This window comes from Flavobacterium sp., assembly GCF_043720215.1.
In the GTDB taxonomy this organism is placed as follows: Bacteria; Bacteroidota; Bacteroidia; order Flavobacteriales; family Flavobacteriaceae; genus Flavobacterium.
This window is the reverse complement of record NZ_JAYSSZ010000001.1, coordinates 1-17,953: the sequence shown is the minus strand read 5'-3', so window position 1 is coordinate 17,953 and position 17,953 is coordinate 1. Positions and strand designations below refer to the sequence as shown.

The window sequence follows — 17,953 nt, the reverse complement described above, 5'->3', positions numbered from 1 at the left end:
ATTCCTTCTAGATATTCTTTTCCTAAAGTTGATATTCCTCGCAGTTCGTCTAATTCAGTATTTATTCCCGAAGCAATCGCATTTCCTTTACTTATAGCAACTGGTGCTTCCTGGTTTAATGTCGTTTTTATTTTCTCACGTAACAAATCGCAACTATGCAAACTATCGCCAATAACTTTTACAGCTTCTTGCGTGCTTTGTAATGCTAATTCTTTTATAGGAATGATAGCATCTAATGATTCTTTTAGATAAATAATTTCTCGCGGACTAATTCTTCCTGCTGCCACTTTAGAAATTAAACGTTCTAAATCGGAAATTTGTTTAATCTGATTTTGAACCTTTTTCAGTAGTTCTTGATTTTCTTTAAAATAAGCTACAACTTCATGACGAGATTTTATTTTATTAGCGTCTTTTAGCGGAAGCGCCAACCATCGTTTGAGCATTCGTCCGCCCATTGGCGAAAGTGTTTTGTCGATAATATCGAGTAAAGTCACGGCATTAGGATTGTAACTATGATATAATTCAAGATTTCTGATTGTAAATCTATCCATCCAAACGTAAGCATCTTCGGCAATACGATGTATCGATGTGATGTGTTGAATTCGATTGTGTTGTGTTTCCGATAAATAATACAAAATCGCTCCAGAAGCAATAATTCCGTTTGTTAATTCTTCGACGCCAAAACCTTTTAGGGAATTAGTTTGAAAATGATTTATTAAAGTTTCGGTAGCATAATCTTCTTTATAAACCCAATCTTCAAGATAAAAAGCATGAAAATTATCTCCAAATTTATCTTTGAAATCGCCTTTATTTTGCTTTGGAACCAAAATCTCACTTGGGCTAAAGTTTTGCAACAACTTATCTATATATTCTTCATTCCCTTCGGAAGTAAGAAACTCTCCTGTGGAAACATCCAGAAAGGAAACTCCAATTATTTTTTTACCAAAGTAAATAGATGCCAAAAAATTGTTTGATTTCGAGTTTAAAACTTCATCATTCATGGAAACACCAGGAGTAACCAGTTCAGTCACGCCACGTTTTACAATGGTTTTTGTCATTTTTGGGTCTTCTAACTGGTCGCAAATAGCAACACGAAGCCCTGCTTTAACTAATTTTGGTAAATACGTATTGATAGAATGATGCGGAAAACCAGCCAAAGCCGTTTCGGTAGGCGAACCAGCGCCACGTTTTGTAAGGGTTATTCCAAGAATTTTTGATGCACGAACAGCATCATCACCAAAAGTTTCGTAAAAATCACCCACACGAAATAGCAAACAAGCATCAGGATATTTCCTTTTTATCTCATTATATTGCTTCATTAACGGCGTTTCCTTGATTTCCTTTTCTTTTGCAGACAAAACTTTGTGATTTAATTTAGGCAACGAATTTACTTATTTTGATGAAATAAATAGCGAATAATTTAACAACAATTTTAGATAAAAAAAGTATTGCAATTCGATTTTATTTTTACATTTGTTCTGTTAAACAATATTTAAAATTAAAAATGAAAAAAATTATATTTATTTTATCAGCTATTGCTTTTTTTGGAGCAAACACTGTTAACGCTCAAGAAGTTGCTACCAAAGCAAAAATGGAAGTTAAAAAAACTAAAAACGTAAAAAAAGCTAAAAAAGTTGCTGCTACTCCACTTCCAAAAGTTGAAGGTGCTGGAATGGTTTTTGAAAACGAAACAATCGATTATGGTACAATTGCACATAATGCAGATGGAAAACGTGAATTTGTATTAACAAACAATGGAAACAAACCGCTAATCATTTCTAATGCGCAAGGATCATGTGGCTGTACAGTTCCAACTACACCTAAAGACCCAATTGCTCCTGGTGCAAAAGCAGTAATAGGTGTAAAATATGCTACTGACAGAGTTGGGCCTTTTACTAAAACGGTAACTGTAACTTCAAATGCTGAAGGAATGCCATCTAAAATATTAACAATAAAAGGAACCGTTCTAGCAGATCCAACTCCAGCTCCAGCAGCAGGAATAGTTGAGCCTACAAAAAGCTAATTAAACCTTTCTCAAAATATCTTAAAAGCTTTCGCCATGGTGAAAGCTTTTTTTATAAAACAGTATCATGCGCAAATTAGAAAATAGCGAACTAGATAGAAAATCAATTTTAGATTTTAAAGAAGCTCCAAAAACTCCCATTATTATAATTCTAGATGACATTAGAAGTTTACATAATATTGGTTCGGTTTTTAGAACAGCTGATGCTTTTCTGATTGAAAAGATATATCTGTGTGGAATCACAGCAACGCCGCCCAACAAAGAGATTCATAAAACTGCTCTTGGTGCGACAGAAACTGTTGTTTGGGAGCACAGTGAAAGTGTTTTGGAAGTGATTGAAAATTTAAAAAAAGAAAAAATTTCAGTATTTGCTATCGAACAGGTAGAAAATTCGATATTTCTTAATGATTTTAAAGTTGAAAACGATAAAAAATACGCTTTGGTTTTTGGTAATGAAGTTTTTGGTGTAAACCAAGAAGCTATAAAATTTTGCCATGGCACAATTGAAATCCCCCAATTAGGAACCAAACATTCGTTAAATATTTCAGTAAGCGCTGGAATTGTAGTTTGGGATTTATTTGTAAAACTGGACAATTTAGAATATTAGATTTCTATGAAGTTTGAAAATCTAATTTTTCTTGAATTATTTCTAAAACCTTTACATAGTCTTTTTGTTTTTTTACAAAATCAAAATCGGAAACATCAATTACCAAAACATTTAAATCCTTATGCGATTTGATGTAATCTAAATAACCGTGGTTTATTTTCTCTAGATATTCGGCTTCAATTTCTTGCTCGTAGCTTCGGCCTCTTTTTTTAATATTTTGCAATAATCTATCTGTGTTTTGGTATAAATAAACATACAAATCAGGTTTTGGCATTTCCTTATAAATAATATCGAATAAGGTTTTATATAACCTGAATTCGTCTTCTTGCAAAGTTACTTTGGCAAAGATTAATGATTTAAAAATATGATAATCGGCAACAACAAAGTCTTTAAACAAATCAAATTGCGATAAATCATCAGATAATTGCTGGTACCTATCGGCTAGAAATGACATTTCTAAAGGAAATGCATATCGGTTTTGATCTTTATAAAATTTTGGCAAAAAAGGATTGTCAGCAAAACGTTCTAAAACAGTTTTAGCATTAAAATCTTCTGCAATTTTTGTCGCTAATGTTGTTTTTCCTGCACCAATATTTCCTTCAATAGCAATATAATTCAATTGATTAATACTGTATTTTTTTAAAGTGGAATCTAAATTCGAAACAACTTTACAATCACTTTTATCGTCACATTTTTCGATTAATTCTCGAACCGATTTTTGAAGAATTGGATGTTGCCATTCGAGTTTCAAATCCAACATAGGTAATAATACAAAAAGTCTGTTTTGCATTTGCTGATGCGGAATAGTTAGAGCTTCTGAACTGTATATTTGTTCATCAATCGCAATAATATCAATATCAATAATTCTGGCCTCATAAGAATTCGAATTTTTTCTAATTCTCCCTAATTCTTTTTCTATTGAAGTAATCTTTCTCAGTATTTTTTCGGCAGAAAAAGAAGAGTGCAAAACTAATGCACAATTGTAAAAAGCATCACTATCAAAACCCCATGAAGGTGTTTCATATAACTTAGAAATACGTAAAACTAACCCAATATTCTGATGAATTAATTGGATGCAATTTTCGATATTTTCGAGACGATTTCCTTGGTTAGTCCCAAGCGATAAGACTACTTTTTGTTGCATTTTCATAATCAGCACAAATTAACTAAAAAGAATTTTACAATCGTAGTATATTTGCAATTAAGTCGTAAAGTCTTAACATCTAAAGTCTAAAAGCTTACACTATCGTTCATTATTTTTTTACATCTGACAAGACTTTACAATATTTGACTTTAAAACTTTAGCCTTTTGTGTGTAACAAAACATTCACAATCAATACTTATAGGTAAATAAATTATAATAAAATGAAATTTTTAGGAAATGTACTAGCAACCATTGTTGGTTTGTTTATTTTTTGCATGTTATTCTTTTTTGGAATACTAATGATAGGAGCGATTTTTGGAGGCAGCTCAAAATCGACTTATGTCGAAGATAATTCTGTTTTAGAATTAAATCTCGAAGAAGTAACCAACGATTATGGTGGGAAATTTAATTATGAAGAAATAGGTTATTTTGAAGCCAATCACGATGGTTTGACTGATGTTTTGAAAGCGATTGAATTCGCAAAAACCGACGATAAAATAAAAGGAATTTCTATTCTGAATAATTCGTTACTACTTGGTGTTGCACAAACTAAAGCTTTGCGTGACCAATTAGAAGATTTCAAAAAATCAGGCAAATTTGTCATGGCTTATGGCAATACTTATTCGCAAAAGGATTATTATCTAAATTCTGTTGCGAATACAGTTTACATAAATCCTATTGGAGATCTTGATTTCAAAGGACTTTCGACCGAAGTGATGTATTTTAAAGATTTTCAGAATAAAACTGGATTGAAAATGGAAGTTATTCGTCACGGAAAATACAAAAGTGCCGTTGAACCATTTTTGCTAAGCGAAATGAGTCCAGAAAACAGAGATCAAATCACTACTTTTCTAACGTCAATTTGGAATACAATGGCTGCAGATATTTCGAAGTCAAGAAATATTCCAATAGCACAATTAAACACTATTGCAGCAGGATTATTAGCTCGTACACCAGAAATGGCAAAATCCAATAAATTGGTTGACAAAATTGTCTATGAAGATGTGTATCATGATGACATTAAAAAAGCACTAAAAGTTGATGCTGACGAAGATTACAATACTGTAAAAATGATGGATTACGCACAAGATATTGCTACATCCACCTCTGATTTTGACACTAAAGATAAAATCGCAGTTATTTATGCTCAAGGCGAAATAGGTTCTGGCGAAGGAGATTTGAATGTAGTTGGCGAAGGTTCTATGCGTCGTTCGTTGCAAGAAGCTAGAAAAGATGATAAAGTAAAAGCAATTGTATTGCGAATAGATAGTCCTGGAGGAAGTGCACTTACTTCTGATTTGATTTGGAGAGAAATCGAAATTACAAAAAAAGTAAAACCTGTTATTGTTTCTATGGGGAATTTAGCCGCTTCTGGCGGATATTATATAGCTTGTAATGCAGATAAAATTTTTGCCGAAGCTAGTACAATTACTGGTTCAATAGGTGTTTTTGGTGTATTACCAAATCTATCACAAATAACAAAAAATTACGGAATAAACTCTGAATTAGTAGAAACTCATGAAAATGCTTCTGGATATAGTTTATTCAAACCGCTAGATGATAATTTTAGAAAATTCACACAAGAAAGTGTCGAAAACATATACAACACCTTTGTTACTCGTGTTGCCACAGGTCGTAAAATGACATTTGCACAAGTAGACGCTATTGCACAAGGAAGAGTTTGGGCTGGTTCTGACGCGTTGCGTTTGGGATTGGTAGACAAAATAGGTGGTTTAGACGCTGCTTTGGCTTATGCTTCAAACTTGGTTAAAGTAAAAGAGTACTCGACTGTCGATTATCCTAAATACGAGAAAGATTTTAAAGATTTATTTGGCGGAAGTGGCTTCCCTTTCATGAAATCTCGAGAGAATTTAATAAAAGAAGAAATTGGCCTAGAAAACTATAAAATAATCGAACAAATTAGAAAAATGAATTCTCAAAAAGGAGTTCAGGCAATGATGCCGTTTGAGATAAATATTAGATAATATTAAAATAATTAAAAAACTAATCCGTTTTACTTCTAGGTGAAACGGATTTTTTTATGAAAAGTTTACAACACACTTAAACTATAAATGCTACTTTTGTAAGAAAGTAAGGCAAGCTTTTTGCAATAAACCATTAGAATTAAATTAGAACAACATGAAAAAGAAAATCTTTATAGGAATTGGTGTTTTTTTATTAGTAATTGTTGCTGCTTTAGCTGCAATTCCAATCTTTTTTAAAGATCAAATAAAAGCGAAAATCGAGAAATCTATCAACGAAAGTGTTGATGCTAAAGTAACTTTTGCTGATGCTAGTTTGAGTTTATTCAAAAGTTTTCCGCAAGCCAATGTAGGAATTCAAAAACTAATCATCATCAACAAAGCACCTTTTGCTGGCGATACATTGGTGGCTTTTGAAGAACTAAATCTTCAAATGTCTATCAAAGAATTATTTAAAGGTGATGATGAAGCCATGACATTGGAATCTATTTCTACAAAAAATGGAAAAATAAATATCCTTTTCAATAAAGATGGTGTCGGAAATTTCGATATCGCAAAAAAAGACACTGCAAAAGACAATTCAAAAAGCAAACCTTTTGCGATGAATATTCAGAATTATGAAATTGAAAATTTTAAATTCAAATACTACGACGAACGTTCAAAAATTAAAATGGTTATTACCGAGTTAAACCACAAAGGAACTGGAAATTTTGCTTCACAGATTTTAGATTTAGATACAAAATCAACAGCAAAAATTTCGCTCGACATGGACAAGATGAATTACATGAAAAATGTAGCTATTTCACTCGATGCTGTTCTTGGAATCGATTTAGAGAAAAGCAAATATACGTTCAAAGACAATACAGCAAAAATTAACGAATTGCCATTACAATTTAACGGGTTTATACAATTATTAGAAGATGGTCAGGATTATGATGTAACTTTCAAAACACCAACATCATCGTTCAAAAACTTCTTAGGACTTGTTCCTGCTGCTTATGCTGGCGATTTGAATACTGTGAAAACCACTGGAGATTTTACCGTAGCTGGTTTTGCAAAAGGAAAACTGACAGATACAACAGTTCCTAAATTTAATATTGCTATTGCATCAAACAACGCTTCGTTTCAATATCCAGATTTGCCAAAATCGGTTCAAAATATAATTATCGATACAAAAATCATTAACGAAACAGGTTTGATGAACGATACTTATGTAAATCTTGACAAACTTTCTTTTAAGATAGATCAAGACGTTTTTACTGCCAAAGCCAACATTAGAAACGTAGCTACTAATGCGTTAGTCGATGCAGCACTAAAAGGAACAATCAATTTAGCTAATGTTACCAAAGCATATCCTATAAAATTAACAACACCACTTTCTGGAATACTAAAAGCCGATGTAACTACTAAATTCGACATGCAATCGGTAGAGAAAAGTCAGTACGAGAAGATTCAAAATGCTGGAAATATGACTTTAACCGGTTTTAATTATACTGGCGAAGGCATGGCGAAACCTGTTCAAATAAAACAAGCCGTTATTGCTTTTAATCCAAATCAAATTCGCTTGAATCAATTGGATATGAAAACTGGAAATTCAGATATTCAAATGACAGGAACTTTAGATAATTTTTACGGATTTGTGTTTAGAAACCAAATATTGAAAGGGAATTTCAATATGAATTCGAATCAGTTTTTAATTGCCGATTTTATGGCGCCAACTCCTGCAACGACAAAAGGAAGTTCAGAATCAGGATCATCTTCTGGGACAAAAAAAGAGAAAGAAGCTGTAAAAATCCCTGCTTTTTTAGATTGTAAAATTACAGCAAAAGCAAATACTGTTGTTTACGACAACTTGACTCTAAAAGCGGTTTCTGGAACTATGATTATTCGTGACGAAGCTGTGACTTTACAAAATATAACTACCAATATTTTTGATGGTCAAATTGGAGTAAACGGTTTGGTTTCCACCAAAGGAAAAGTACCAACATTCAACATGAATTTAGATTTAAGTAAAGTAGATATCGCCAAGACTTTTACACAATTAGACATGTTGAAAAAAATTGCACCAATTGCGGGTGTTATAAATGGTAAACTAAATTCTAATATCAAACTATCTGGAAATCTTGATGCAACAGAAATGACACCCGATTTAAAAACAATAAGTGGCGATTTATTGGGTCAATTATTATCTACAACTGTCAATCCGAGTAACTCGCAAATGTTGTCAGCTTTGGGTTCTCAAGTCAAATTTTTAGATGTTAGTAAGCTTAATTTAAACGATATTAAAGCTGCTATTTCGTTCAAAGATGGGAAAGTTACTGTAAAGCCATTCAAAATAAAATACCAAGATATTAATGCCGAAATTGGCGGTTCGCATGGTTTCGACCAAAACATGAATTACAACATCAAAATGGATGTTCCTGCGAAATATTTAGGAGCCGAAGTAAATAAATTATTAGCAAAACTAACTCCTACCGATGCTGCAAAAATTGAAAACTTACCTATTACCGCTTTAATGACTGGAAGTTTCTCTAGCCCAAAAGTAAGTACGGATATGAAACAAGCGTCAACAAATTTAGCTTCTCAAATCGTGAAATTACAGAAAGATAAGTTGATGAATCAAGGGACTACTGCTTTAGGTAATTTGTTAGGCGGAGGTAAAAAAGATCCTGCTGATACTACAAAAACCAAAGATCCTAAAAAAGATGCTGTAAAAAATGCTGCGGGTGATTTGTTGAATGGTTTGTTTGGGAAGAAAAAGAAACCTGCAACAACCCCTTAGTTAGTCGTCAGTTTAAATAACACATTAGCGACAAACGATTTTATTTTAATGAAAGAAAAACACACAAAAATTACAATCAAAATTCTAATTTGCATTCCTATATTCTTTAGTTTGTTTATCATTGATCAATTGATTTTACCACAAAAACAAATTAATGACAAAATTGTTGCTTACAGTCAAATTGTGATTAGTAGACGTAATAAATATAGTAGTTATAGTACTAAAGAATTCGTTGGTAATAAATTCTACACAGAAAAAGGGTATGAGTTTTCAATAAGAAAAACATTTATTGAAGAAAACGAAGTAATAATTGGACGTAGTTATATTTTTCAAAACATTAATTCGATTAAAACGAAAAGTAAAGATTATTCTGATAAATTAATGTCGGGTTTAAATGGAGCTTGTTTTTACTTTGCACTAAGCTTAACAATTACGGCGATAATCAGCTTGATTATGCTGAAATTCAAAACAAATTTATCTGAAAATGGTTTCCAAAATATCATCTTGATTAACTCATTTTTGACACTAATAGTTATATATTTATATTCACTTTACAATTGAAAAATTTTAAAATGAGATTCCTCGTTCCTCGTAATGAAAAACTCACAAACTAATCTTCACCACATAACCTTCAAAAGTTCTAATATTAAAAACAGTTCCATCTTCAAACATCAAGTACTGCCCTTTTATTCCTGATAATTTTCCAGAATAATTAGGCAATTTATCAAGATTTAGACTGGTCACTTTTTTAGGATATTGCAAAACAGGAAAATGCAATTCGTACAAATCATTTTTATTTACATCGAAATATTCTTGAACTTCTTTGGGAATCAAATATTTTAAACTCATTCGTTCTTTTATTAAATCGGCAACTGGCACTTCACCTTTTAGCATTTTTTGCCAATTCGTTTTGTCTGCATAATGATTTTTAAGAGCGACTTCGGTAATTCCAGCAAGATATCTATTAGGAACTTCGACAATAGGAATGGCTTGCACTGCGCCTTGATCTATCCAACGAGTTGGGACTTGCGAGCCGCGAGTTACGCCAACTTTTACTTCGCTAGACAAAGCCAAATAAACAATGTGTGGTTGCAATTGCACTTTCTTTTCGTAATCTAAATCTCGATCTTCAATATCTAAATGTGCTGTAGAAAGCTCAGGTTTCATAATCCAATCGCCAGCCGAAGCGCTTCCCATAAAACAATCGTAACAAAATCCTTGACGGAAAATTTTCTTTTTTTTGTTGCAATTCAAACATTGGTATCCTTGAAAAGAAATCTCCAATTCTTTTCCAAGTAACTGATTTACATTTAGAAAACTGTTTTCAAATATCAAATAATACTGAATTGGATTACCAATTTCGGTTTGCATTTTAGTTAAAACTCCTTCGTAAATCATAGTCTAAATTGAATTATTAATTAGCAAATCACAATATTTTTAGTATTTTAGCGTAAAGATAGATAGACAAACTTTAAAAATAAATACTTATGAAAAATTTAATGAAATTATCATTACTTGCATTAACACTTATTTCGTTTTCGTTTATCAATCTTAATGAAAAAAATAAAGAAGAAATTAATGTGGTTATTGATGCTGGACATGGCGGAATTGATTTAGGAGCTACAATGAATGGATTGTCAGAAAAATCGATAGTTGAATCAATTTCTACTAAAATCCGAATAGCAAATAACAATTCAAATGTTAAAATCCACTTCACAAGAACGGAAGACAAATTAATAACATTACAAGAAAGAGTCGATTTTATAAACGGAATTAAACCCGATTTAGTAATTTCTCTTCATGCAAATTCAAGCAAAAACAGTGATGCAAACGGAATAGAATGTTTTGTTTCAGACAAATCATCTGAATATGTTACCTCAAACGAATTAGCGGAAAAATTAATGACTTCATTTTCTTTAAAAACACCATTAAATATTAGAGGCGTAAAAAAAGCACCGTTTTTTATTCTAAAAAAATCTGAAGTTCCTGCAATAACATTAGAGATTGGTTATATTTCTAATACAAAAGACAAAGATTATATTTCGACTGAAAACGGACAAACAGAAATAGCTAAAATCATTCTAGATTTTGCTAGCAATCTAAAATCATAATTCTAAAATTTAAAATCAATAATGCCTTTACCAATAATAAATTCTATTGCTTCGTGGGTTTTGAAACAACGCATTCATCAGATTGAGTTGTTTTTAAAATACCCAAATGAAGTACAAGAAGAATTACTGACGAATCTTATTCGGTCATCAGAAAATACAGTTATTGGCAAACAATATGATTTCGATTCGATAAAATCTTACGATACTTTCCAAGAGCGAGTTCCTGTTTCCAGTTACGAAGATTTAGAACCACTTATAGAAAGAACGCGTAAAGGCGAACAGCACGTTTTTTGGAACGAACCCATAAAATGGTTTGCAAAATCTAGTGGAACAACTAATGCAAAAAGCAAATTTATACCAGTAAGTAACTCCGCTTTAGAGGATTGTCATTATAAAGGAAGCAAGGATTTGTTGTGTTTGTACTTGAATAACAACGAAAACTCTCAATTGTTTACGGGCAAAAGTTTGCGTCTTGGCGGAAGCAAACAATTGTATGAAGATAACAATACATTCTTTGGTGATTTGTCAGCCATATTAATAGACAACATGCCGTTTTGGGCAGAATATAGTAGTACGCCGAGTAACAAAACATCGCTCATGAGCGAATGGGAAACTAAACTACTCGCCATTGTAAATGAAACAAAAATAGAAAATGTAACCAGTTTTGCAGGTGTTCCTTCGTGGATGATGGTGCTTTTAAATAAAGTTTTAGAAGAAACTGGAAATAACAATTTATTTGATGTTTGGCCTAATCTCGAAGTTTATTTTCATGGAGGTGTAAGCTTTGATCCTTACAGGGAACAATACAAAAAGATTTTACCAAGACAAGATTTCAAATATTACGAAATTTACAATGCTTCGGAAGGTTTCTTTGCCATTCAAGATTTAAATAATTCTAGTGATTTGTTATTGATGTTGGATTACGGCATTTTTTACGAATTTATTCCAATGGATACTTTTGGCACATCCAATCAAAAAGCAATTCGTTTAGCTGAAGTAGAACTTCAAAAAAACTACGCTATAGTTATTACTACAAATGCTGGTTTGTGGCGCTATTTAATAGGCGATACTGTTCGGTTTACTTCCTTAAATCCTTACCGAATTAGAGTTACTGGTAGGACAAAACACCATATTAATGTTTTTGGTGAAGAATTAATGGTCGAAAATACCGATATGGCTATAGCCAAAACCTGTAAACTCACAAATTCTGAAGTAATTGATTATACGGTAGCTCCTGTTTTTATGAACGGAAAAGAAAAAGGATCTCACGAATGGATTATCGAATTCAGAAAACAACCTGAAAACATTGAACAATTCAGTCAATTACTAGACGAAAACATCCAAGCGCTTAATTCCGACTATGAAGCCAAACGTTATAACAATATGACTTTAAATCAGCTAACTATAAATGTGGCTCGAGAAAATTTGTTTTATGATTGGTTAAAAAATCAAGACAAATTAGGCGGGCAACACAAAATCCCTAGATTGTCAAATAAAAGAGACTATTTAGAACAACTACTTCTTTTACAAATCAAATAAATTTCTTCCAAAAGAGATTCTTTTATTAGCAAAACAAACCCTACACATCGTTTACTCAGCTCTTTATTAACTAAAATATTGTTAGCAACTTGTTAATAACTCGCGCTTAATCGATAAAAAACAACACTTTGTCGATTTTAGCAATTATGCATGCATATAATTCAACAATTAGATTACTTTTGCGCACTATTATCAAAAATCAAGTGTTTTACAATTATATTTTTATGAAAAATTTAATATTTTCAATTTTATTATTTCTTATATCTAATTCATTCTTTGCTCAAGATTCATTTATTAAAAATGAAGATTCAGAAACATCAAATTCAGTAGTAATTGATGAATCTAAAGATATATATAATATTGTATCAACTGGAATCAATACCAAATTATCTGATATAGGTTCTACTTTCTTCAAAGACAAATACATTATGTATTCTTCTAGAAAAACAGGCGCTATTGGCGCAGGAAAAGACGAAAATACAAACAATCCATACAACGGTTTATATTGTTTAAATATTGATAAAACCGGAAATTTATCTAAACCTTATTTTTTCGCTTATACATTAGATTCTAAAGGCAATGAAGGTGGCTTAGCATTTTCTAATGATGAGAAAACCGTATATTATACAAAAAGTGCTGATGGAAATTCGAAAAATTATCAATTATACAAATCTATTTTTGACAATTCAAAATACACATGGATAAATGAAGTATCAATAGATTTTAATAGCGTTAGTTATTCTATCGAAAACCCTTGCCTTTCGCCTGATGGTAGCAAAATGTACTTCTCTTCAAATATGCCAGGTGGCTTTGGAGGTTACGATATATATGTTGCAGAGATAAACAATGACGGAATGCCAGTAAATCCAGTAAACTTAGGGAATACAATAAACACGTCTAACGATGAAAAATTCCCTTATGCATCACCAACAAGCAAAGAAATATACTTTTCTTCTAATGGGCATAGTGGCTATGGAGGACAAGATGTTTTTGTCTCAAAAATAAAAACAACTCGTTATACTAAACCCTTAAATTTAGGCAAAACAATAAATACATCAGCTGATGAAGTTGCATTTATCTTAGCCACAAAAAATAGAGGTTATATAACTTCAAATAGATCTGCAAGTATAGGATCTTATGATATTTACCGTTTTGATTTACAAAAAAATAGTACAACTTTAAATGGTTTAGTAAGCGAAAAACAAAGCAAAATTGTTTTACCAAATACAAAAATTAGTTTAATTGATGAAGACGGTAAAGAAGTAACAACTCAAAACACAAACAATAATGGTGGTTATAATTTTGAGGTAGAACCATCAGAAAATTACACTATTGTAGCTAAAAAAGAAGGTTATTTAGATTTTGAATTGCCAATAATTACTGCAAACGGAAACTCTATTACAAACATAGAATTAGATCAGACAAAAGCAGAAATTGTAGCAAACGCAATCGCTATCGAAAATATTTACTTCGATTTTAATAAAGCGTCTATCAAAACAGAATCTACTTTGTCATTAAATAAAATTTTGGAAGTATTAAGTGCAAATCCAGAAATGAACATTGCCATCAACGCACACACAGATTCTAGAGGTTCTGACAAATACAACATGATTTTATCAGATAAAAGAGCACAAGAAGCTAAACAGTATTTAATTAAAAAAGGAATTAATTCAGACCGTTTAGAAGCAAAAGGATATGGAGAAACAAAATCATTATCTAATTGCACTACAAATTGTACGGATGCTCAATTTAATACTGATAGACGTGTAGAGTTTATTATAAGATAACAACTGTTTGTAACAAATTTAAAATCCTGTTTTGTAACGAAACAGGATTTTTTGTTTTTCAAACTGATTGCTAAGCCGTGACTACTTATCATTATTTTTTTTATATCAAATCTGGAAGTGGAAAGGAAACTACGCCCAGATAAAAATTATTTGTACTTTTGCAACGACCTAAAAATTTAAAAACATGTTTGAAATTAGCTGGAAAGAAATTGTAACGGTTGGAATGGTTTTGTTCGCTGTCATTGATATTATTGGAAGCATTCCTATTTTAGTCGATTTGAGAGCGAAAGTTGGTCATATTCAATCAGAAAAAGCATCCATTGTAGCGACTTTTATTATGATTACCTTTCTTTTTGTTGGAGAAGAATTACTTCATTTGATAGGGATTGATGTAAATTCGTTTGCAGTTGCAGGTTCGTTTGTGTTGTTTTTCTTAGCTCTAGAAATGATTTTAGGCATTAGACTATATCGTGACGAAGAAGCGAAAACGGCTTCAATCGTACCTATTGCATTTCCGCTAATTGCTGGTGCTGGAACGATGACAACTTTGCTTTCGCTAAAGTCGCAATATCATAATATTAATATTATTATCGCCATTTTGCTAAATATGATTTTGGTTTATGGCGTTTTAAAATCGTCTTCAAAAATAGAAAAAATTTTAGGCACAACTGGATTGGGAATAATTAGAAAGGTTTTTGGTGTGGTTTTACTTGCTATTGCTGTTAAATTATTTGCTGCTAATGTTAAAGGTCTGTTTGTTTAGTTTTTGTTTTCTTAGATTTGCTACATAAAATTTTAACTATGAAAATTTTCACTTATATCGTTGTTGCTTTTGCAGTCATTTTTATTGGAATAAATTGTCTCAAGTTAGATTTTAAAAACTTGCTAGAAGGCGAGAGTTTAATCGGAATTATTGGAATTATTGCTGTGCTTTGCGCACTAGTTATATTGCTTATTTTTAGATTATCTAAATCTATCGAAGAGAAACTAAAAAACCAATAAATGCTTGATGTTTTAATTATTGGTGGAGGCGTTTCTGGAATTTCTTGCGCTTTAGTTTTAGGCTCTGCGCACAAAAAAATATTTGTTCAAGACAAGAAAATCTCCATTATTACACATCAAAAAGCGTCGTCACTACAAGATGCGATTTTTTATAACGCTTACGGAATTAGTTCTGGAAAATTAGGCTCAGAGATTTTAACGGAAAGCACTGCGCAATTACATACTACTTACCCAAATATTTCTCAAATAGAAAATGAAAAAGTAATTTCTATTTCTGGTCAAGCAGGAAACTTTTTAGTTACAACTAATAAAAATAGTTACAACACTAGAATTATTGTTGTTGCAATTGGATCCTCAAATTTATTTGGTATAGATGGATTACAACAATATTTAGAACCACACAAAAAATCATTGCCAGAAAAAAATAGAATTCAGCTTGTAAATACAGACCATTTAGTTGCTGAAGGAATTTATGTTGCAGGAACGCTTGCAGGACACAGAAGTCAGCTCGTCATTGCATCTGGGAGTGGAGCCGCAGTTGCTACCGATATTCTTACTTTATGGAATAACGGAATAGAAACTCATGTTCACGATAGTATAAGATAACAACTTAAGTTTAATTTTTTCTTTTAAATGACTTACATCTTAAATATAGAAACCGCCACAAGAAATTGCTCCGTTGCTTTGTCGCAAAACGGAAATGTTATTACTTGTAAAGAAATTGCCGATGCAGGATATTCTCATGCAGAAAAATTGCATGTTTTTATTGATGAAATTCTAAAGGAAAACAAAATTACTTTCAAAGATTTATCGGCCATTGCCATTAGTCAAGGACCGGGTTCGTATACAGGTTTGAGAATAGGAGTTTCATCGGCAAAAGGTTTGTGCTATTCGTTAGATATTCCACTGATTGCTATTGATACGTTAGAAACTTTAGCACAAAAACTTATTGTCAAAAACGGAGTTATTATCCCTATGATTGATGCTCGAAGAATGGAATGTTACACTGCCATTTTCGATGCCAATTTCGCTAAAATTCGTGAAGTAAAAGCTGAAATTATTGATGAAAATTCTTTTGAAGAAATTACAGAAACAATTCACCTTATTGGAGATGGCGCAACTAAATGCAAAACTATTTTAACCGATGCGAAATTTGTTTATCATGACAAAATAGAATTTCCATCAGCTAAAGAAATGTGCAAATTAGCATATGATAAGTACAAAAAAAACGACACAGTTAGTGTCGCTTATTTTGAACCTTTTTATCTCAAAGATTTTATGATGACTGTATCGCCAAAATAATTAGTCAGCTACTTCGTCTGCAGCTTTTTCAGTAGTATCAGCAGCAAAATTACTAGCTTTTTCTTCAGCAGTATCAACAGCTCCGTGTGCCATTTCTTCTGCTTTATCCATCAAATCTGCTGCTTTTTCTTTTACAGTCTCAACAACATTATCTATAGTTGCCGCTGCTTGTGGAACATATTCTTTAATTTTATCTCCTGCTTGTTCAGCAAAATCTTCAACTTTATCCATAAGTGGCGCTGCACTTTCTTTCGCTTTTGCAATTGCATCATCAGCAAAATCACTTGCTTGATCAATTATCTCATCTACTTTTTTTGAACCAAATATGTTCTTAAAGAAACTTCCTACTCCCATTTTGTTTTAATTTTTAGTTATTGATGTAAAACTACATAATTTTGTTTGAATTATATTTTTAAATTGTTAAAAATTTCTTCAATTGTAGTTTTTGGCATCAAACAAGCTTTGTTTTGGCAAACATAAAATAAGTTTTCATTTTCGATAAATCGATTTTCTAGAAAAGGTAAATTTGATTTTTTTATTGTTCCTGCAATAATAATATGAGGCAAATAAGTTTTATTTATTTTTTGAATGTTTGCCAATGCACTCTCCCCACAAACTGCAAGTTCTTTATTGTCTTCAGACAAATTCATCCATAAATTTAGCCAATTCGAATAAGCCGATGCATAATCCATATTAGGAATCATGTGATGCAACATTTGCAGTGCTATTTTTTCATAATAATTATTGCTAAATAAAATACTCAAAACATATAAATTATTCGCCATAACTGAGTTGGAAGCAGGCATCACATTATCTTCAGTTTCGAAATGTTGTGCAATAAGTTGTGCCGAATTTCTAGAATTGAAAGCAAAAAAATGTTGCTTTTCGTCATAAAAATTATCAAAACAATAATCAGTTAATTGTTTGGCTTGATGCAAATACTTTTCTTCTAATGTCGTTTGATATAAACTTATAAATGCATCAATTGTAAAGGCGTAATCTTCTAGAAAACCTTCAATTGTACTTTTGTTATTTTTGTATGAACGATACAAAAAGCCTTCTGCCGACCATTGCTTGTCGACAATAAATTGAGCATTTTTCTTGGCAATAGTCAAATAGTTTTCATTTCCTAGAGCATTATAAGCATCAAGATATCCTTTTAGCATAATAGCGTTCCAGGAAGTAAGCGATTTGTCATCGAGCCTTGGTTTTGCTCGTTTTTCTCTTTCGATAAAAAGTAATTGTTCCCAATTTTCCTTTTTATTTTGTAGTTCGTTTTCCGTCAAGCCAAATTGTAGCGCCACACTTTCTAAAGGTTGACTTTGTATTAAAACATAATTATCGTGTTCCCAAAAACCAAAATCATTCACATTATATAAATGACTGAAAACTTCATAATCATTTTGTAATACTTCTTGTAATTGGTCTTTTTTCCAGACATAAAAAGCGCCTTCTTCAAGCTTGTTATTTTGGTTTAAACTATCGGCATCGAGTGCGGAATAAAAGCCATTATCTGGATTTAAAAATTCTCTTTCTACGAAAGTTAATGTTTTTTCGATCACTTCTTCGTACAGCGGATTTTGGGTTCTTTTGTACGCTTGAGCATATAGAGAAATGAGTTGTCCGTTGTCGTATAACATCTTTTCGAAATGTGGCACATGCCAACGGATATCG

The 17,953-nt window shown here is 31.7% G+C and carries 16 protein-coding genes and 1 pseudogene; 12 read left to right on the top strand and 5 right to left on the bottom strand.

Annotation, left to right across the window (positions count from 1 at the left end):
• A pseudogene (locus ACHZC3_RS00085) lies at positions 1 to 1,358 on the bottom strand (DNA mismatch repair protein MutS); the annotation flags it as partial.
• A 146-nt stretch (positions 1,359 to 1,504) separates the two neighbouring features.
• Between ACHZC3_RS00085 and ACHZC3_RS00080 the strand changes: the two are divergent.
• The gene (locus ACHZC3_RS00080) at positions 1,505 to 2,023 is read left to right on the top strand and encodes a DUF1573 domain-containing protein (protein ID WP_394757840.1); all 519 of its coding nucleotides are present in this window, start codon (positions 1,505 to 1,507) and stop codon (positions 2,021 to 2,023) included.
• A gap of 67 nt (positions 2,024 to 2,090) precedes the next feature.
• A complete protein-coding gene (locus ACHZC3_RS00075) occupies positions 2,091 to 2,630 on the top strand; it encodes an RNA methyltransferase (protein WP_394757839.1) in 540 nt (179 codons plus the stop codon).
• Between the two features lie 4 nt (positions 2,631 to 2,634).
• Here the strand turns inward: ACHZC3_RS00075 and folK are convergent, their stop codons facing one another.
• On the bottom strand, positions 2,635 to 3,780 hold the full coding sequence (folK, locus tag ACHZC3_RS00070; RefSeq protein ID WP_394757838.1) for a 2-amino-4-hydroxy-6-hydroxymethyldihydropteridine diphosphokinase: 1,146 nt from the start codon (positions 3,778 to 3,780) through the stop codon (positions 2,635 to 2,637).
• 215 nt (positions 3,781 to 3,995) lie between these two features.
• Between folK and sppA the strand changes: the two genes are divergently transcribed.
• The 3 genes from sppA to ACHZC3_RS00055 all read left to right on the top strand — a co-directional run bounded on the left by sppA (position 3,996) and on the right by ACHZC3_RS00055 (position 9,099).
• On the top strand, positions 3,996 to 5,759 hold the full coding sequence (gene sppA / locus ACHZC3_RS00065; protein ID WP_394757837.1) for a signal peptide peptidase SppA: 1,764 nt from the start codon (positions 3,996 to 3,998) through the stop codon (positions 5,757 to 5,759).
• A gap of 154 nt (positions 5,760 to 5,913) precedes the next feature.
• Positions 5,914 to 8,538, top strand: coding sequence for an AsmA-like C-terminal region-containing protein (locus ACHZC3_RS00060; RefSeq protein WP_394757836.1), 2,625 nt, complete (start codon positions 5,914 to 5,916; stop codon positions 8,536 to 8,538).
• A gap of 48 nt (positions 8,539 to 8,586) precedes the next feature.
• The gene (locus ACHZC3_RS00055; protein ID WP_394757835.1) at positions 8,587 to 9,099 is read left to right on the top strand and encodes a hypothetical protein; all 513 of its coding nucleotides are present in this window, start codon (positions 8,587 to 8,589) and stop codon (positions 9,097 to 9,099) included.
• A gap of 42 nt (positions 9,100 to 9,141) precedes the next feature.
• On the opposite strand, the gene ACHZC3_RS00050 is transcribed toward ACHZC3_RS00055, so the two are convergent.
• Positions 9,142 to 9,936 carry a DUF2797 domain-containing protein gene (locus tag ACHZC3_RS00050; RefSeq protein ID WP_394757834.1) on the bottom strand — a complete coding sequence of 265 codons (795 nt, stop codon included), beginning with the start codon at positions 9,934 to 9,936 and terminating at the stop codon, positions 9,142 to 9,144.
• Positions 9,937 to 10,025: 89 nt separating this feature from the next.
• Between ACHZC3_RS00050 and ACHZC3_RS00045 the strand changes: the two genes are divergently transcribed.
• The 7 genes from ACHZC3_RS00045 to tsaB all read left to right on the top strand — a co-directional run bounded on the left by ACHZC3_RS00045 (position 10,026) and on the right by tsaB (position 16,279).
• Positions 10,026 to 10,649: an N-acetylmuramoyl-L-alanine amidase gene (locus ACHZC3_RS00045; protein WP_394757833.1), complete on the top strand. Its 624-nt coding sequence runs from the start codon at positions 10,026 to 10,028 to the stop codon at positions 10,647 to 10,649.
• Between the two features lie 21 nt (positions 10,650 to 10,670).
• Positions 10,671 to 12,188 carry a GH3 auxin-responsive promoter family protein gene (locus ACHZC3_RS00040; RefSeq protein ID WP_394757832.1) on the top strand — a complete coding sequence of 506 codons (1,518 nt, stop codon included), beginning with the start codon at positions 10,671 to 10,673 and terminating at the stop codon, positions 12,186 to 12,188.
• 224 nt (positions 12,189 to 12,412) lie between these two features.
• A complete protein-coding gene (locus ACHZC3_RS00035; RefSeq protein WP_394757831.1) occupies positions 12,413 to 13,975 on the top strand; it encodes an OmpA family protein in 1,563 nt (520 codons plus the stop codon).
• A 184-nt stretch (positions 13,976 to 14,159) separates the two neighbouring features.
• The gene (locus ACHZC3_RS00030; protein ID WP_394757830.1) at positions 14,160 to 14,738 is read left to right on the top strand and encodes a MarC family protein; all 579 of its coding nucleotides are present in this window, start codon (positions 14,160 to 14,162) and stop codon (positions 14,736 to 14,738) included.
• Between the two features lie 38 nt (positions 14,739 to 14,776).
• Positions 14,777 to 14,977: a hypothetical protein gene (locus tag ACHZC3_RS00025; RefSeq protein ID WP_394757829.1), complete on the top strand. Its 201-nt coding sequence runs from the start codon at positions 14,777 to 14,779 to the stop codon at positions 14,975 to 14,977.
• Positions 14,978 to 15,583, top strand: coding sequence for an FAD-dependent oxidoreductase (locus ACHZC3_RS00020; RefSeq protein ID WP_394757828.1), 606 nt, complete (start codon positions 14,978 to 14,980; stop codon positions 15,581 to 15,583).
• A 27-nt stretch (positions 15,584 to 15,610) separates the two neighbouring features.
• Positions 15,611 to 16,279, top strand: a complete 669-nt coding sequence (gene tsaB, locus ACHZC3_RS00015) for a tRNA (adenosine(37)-N6)-threonylcarbamoyltransferase complex dimerization subunit type 1 TsaB (protein ID WP_394757827.1) — start codon at positions 15,611 to 15,613, stop codon at positions 16,277 to 16,279.
• Here tsaB and ACHZC3_RS00010 read toward each other — a convergent pair whose 3' ends face one another.
• Positions 16,280 to 16,633, bottom strand: coding sequence for a hypothetical protein (locus ACHZC3_RS00010; protein WP_394757826.1), 354 nt, complete (start codon positions 16,631 to 16,633; stop codon positions 16,280 to 16,282).
• A gap of 50 nt (positions 16,634 to 16,683) precedes the next feature.
• Positions 16,684 to 17,953 (bottom strand): thioredoxin domain-containing protein (locus ACHZC3_RS00005; RefSeq protein ID WP_394757825.1); only part of this gene is annotated, 1,270 nt, incomplete at its 5' end.

What these genes read in the sequence shown, in the direction of transcription:
- ACHZC3_RS00080 (WP_394757840.1), top strand. Translation starts at nt 1,505, where the DNA reads ATGAAAAAAATTATATTTATTTTATCAGCTATTGCTTTTTTTGGAGCA.
- ACHZC3_RS00075 (WP_394757839.1), top strand. Translation starts at nt 2,091, where the DNA reads ATGCGCAAATTAGAAAATAGCGAACTAGATAGAAAATCAATTTTAGAT.
- folK (WP_394757838.1), bottom strand. Translation starts at nt 3,780, where the DNA reads ATGAAAATGCAACAAAAAGTAGTCTTATCGCTTGGGACTAACCAAGGA.
- sppA (WP_394757837.1), top strand. Translation starts at nt 3,996, where the DNA reads ATGAAATTTTTAGGAAATGTACTAGCAACCATTGTTGGTTTGTTTATT.
- ACHZC3_RS00060 (WP_394757836.1), top strand. Translation starts at nt 5,914, where the DNA reads ATGAAAAAGAAAATCTTTATAGGAATTGGTGTTTTTTTATTAGTAATT.
- ACHZC3_RS00055 (WP_394757835.1), top strand. Translation starts at nt 8,587, where the DNA reads ATGAAAGAAAAACACACAAAAATTACAATCAAAATTCTAATTTGCATT.
- ACHZC3_RS00050 (WP_394757834.1), bottom strand. Translation starts at nt 9,936, where the DNA reads ATGATTTACGAAGGAGTTTTAACTAAAATGCAAACCGAAATTGGTAAT.
- ACHZC3_RS00045 (WP_394757833.1), top strand. Translation starts at nt 10,026, where the DNA reads ATGAAAAATTTAATGAAATTATCATTACTTGCATTAACACTTATTTCG.
- ACHZC3_RS00040 (WP_394757832.1), top strand. Translation starts at nt 10,671, where the DNA reads ATGCCTTTACCAATAATAAATTCTATTGCTTCGTGGGTTTTGAAACAA.
- ACHZC3_RS00035 (WP_394757831.1), top strand. Translation starts at nt 12,413, where the DNA reads ATGAAAAATTTAATATTTTCAATTTTATTATTTCTTATATCTAATTCA.
- ACHZC3_RS00030 (WP_394757830.1), top strand. Translation starts at nt 14,160, where the DNA reads ATGTTTGAAATTAGCTGGAAAGAAATTGTAACGGTTGGAATGGTTTTG.
- ACHZC3_RS00025 (WP_394757829.1), top strand. Translation starts at nt 14,777, where the DNA reads ATGAAAATTTTCACTTATATCGTTGTTGCTTTTGCAGTCATTTTTATT.
- ACHZC3_RS00020 (WP_394757828.1), top strand. Translation starts at nt 14,978, where the DNA reads ATGCTTGATGTTTTAATTATTGGTGGAGGCGTTTCTGGAATTTCTTGC.
- tsaB (WP_394757827.1), top strand. Translation starts at nt 15,611, where the DNA reads ATGACTTACATCTTAAATATAGAAACCGCCACAAGAAATTGCTCCGTT.
- ACHZC3_RS00010 (WP_394757826.1), bottom strand. Translation starts at nt 16,633, where the DNA reads ATGGGAGTAGGAAGTTTCTTTAAGAACATATTTGGTTCAAAAAAAGTA.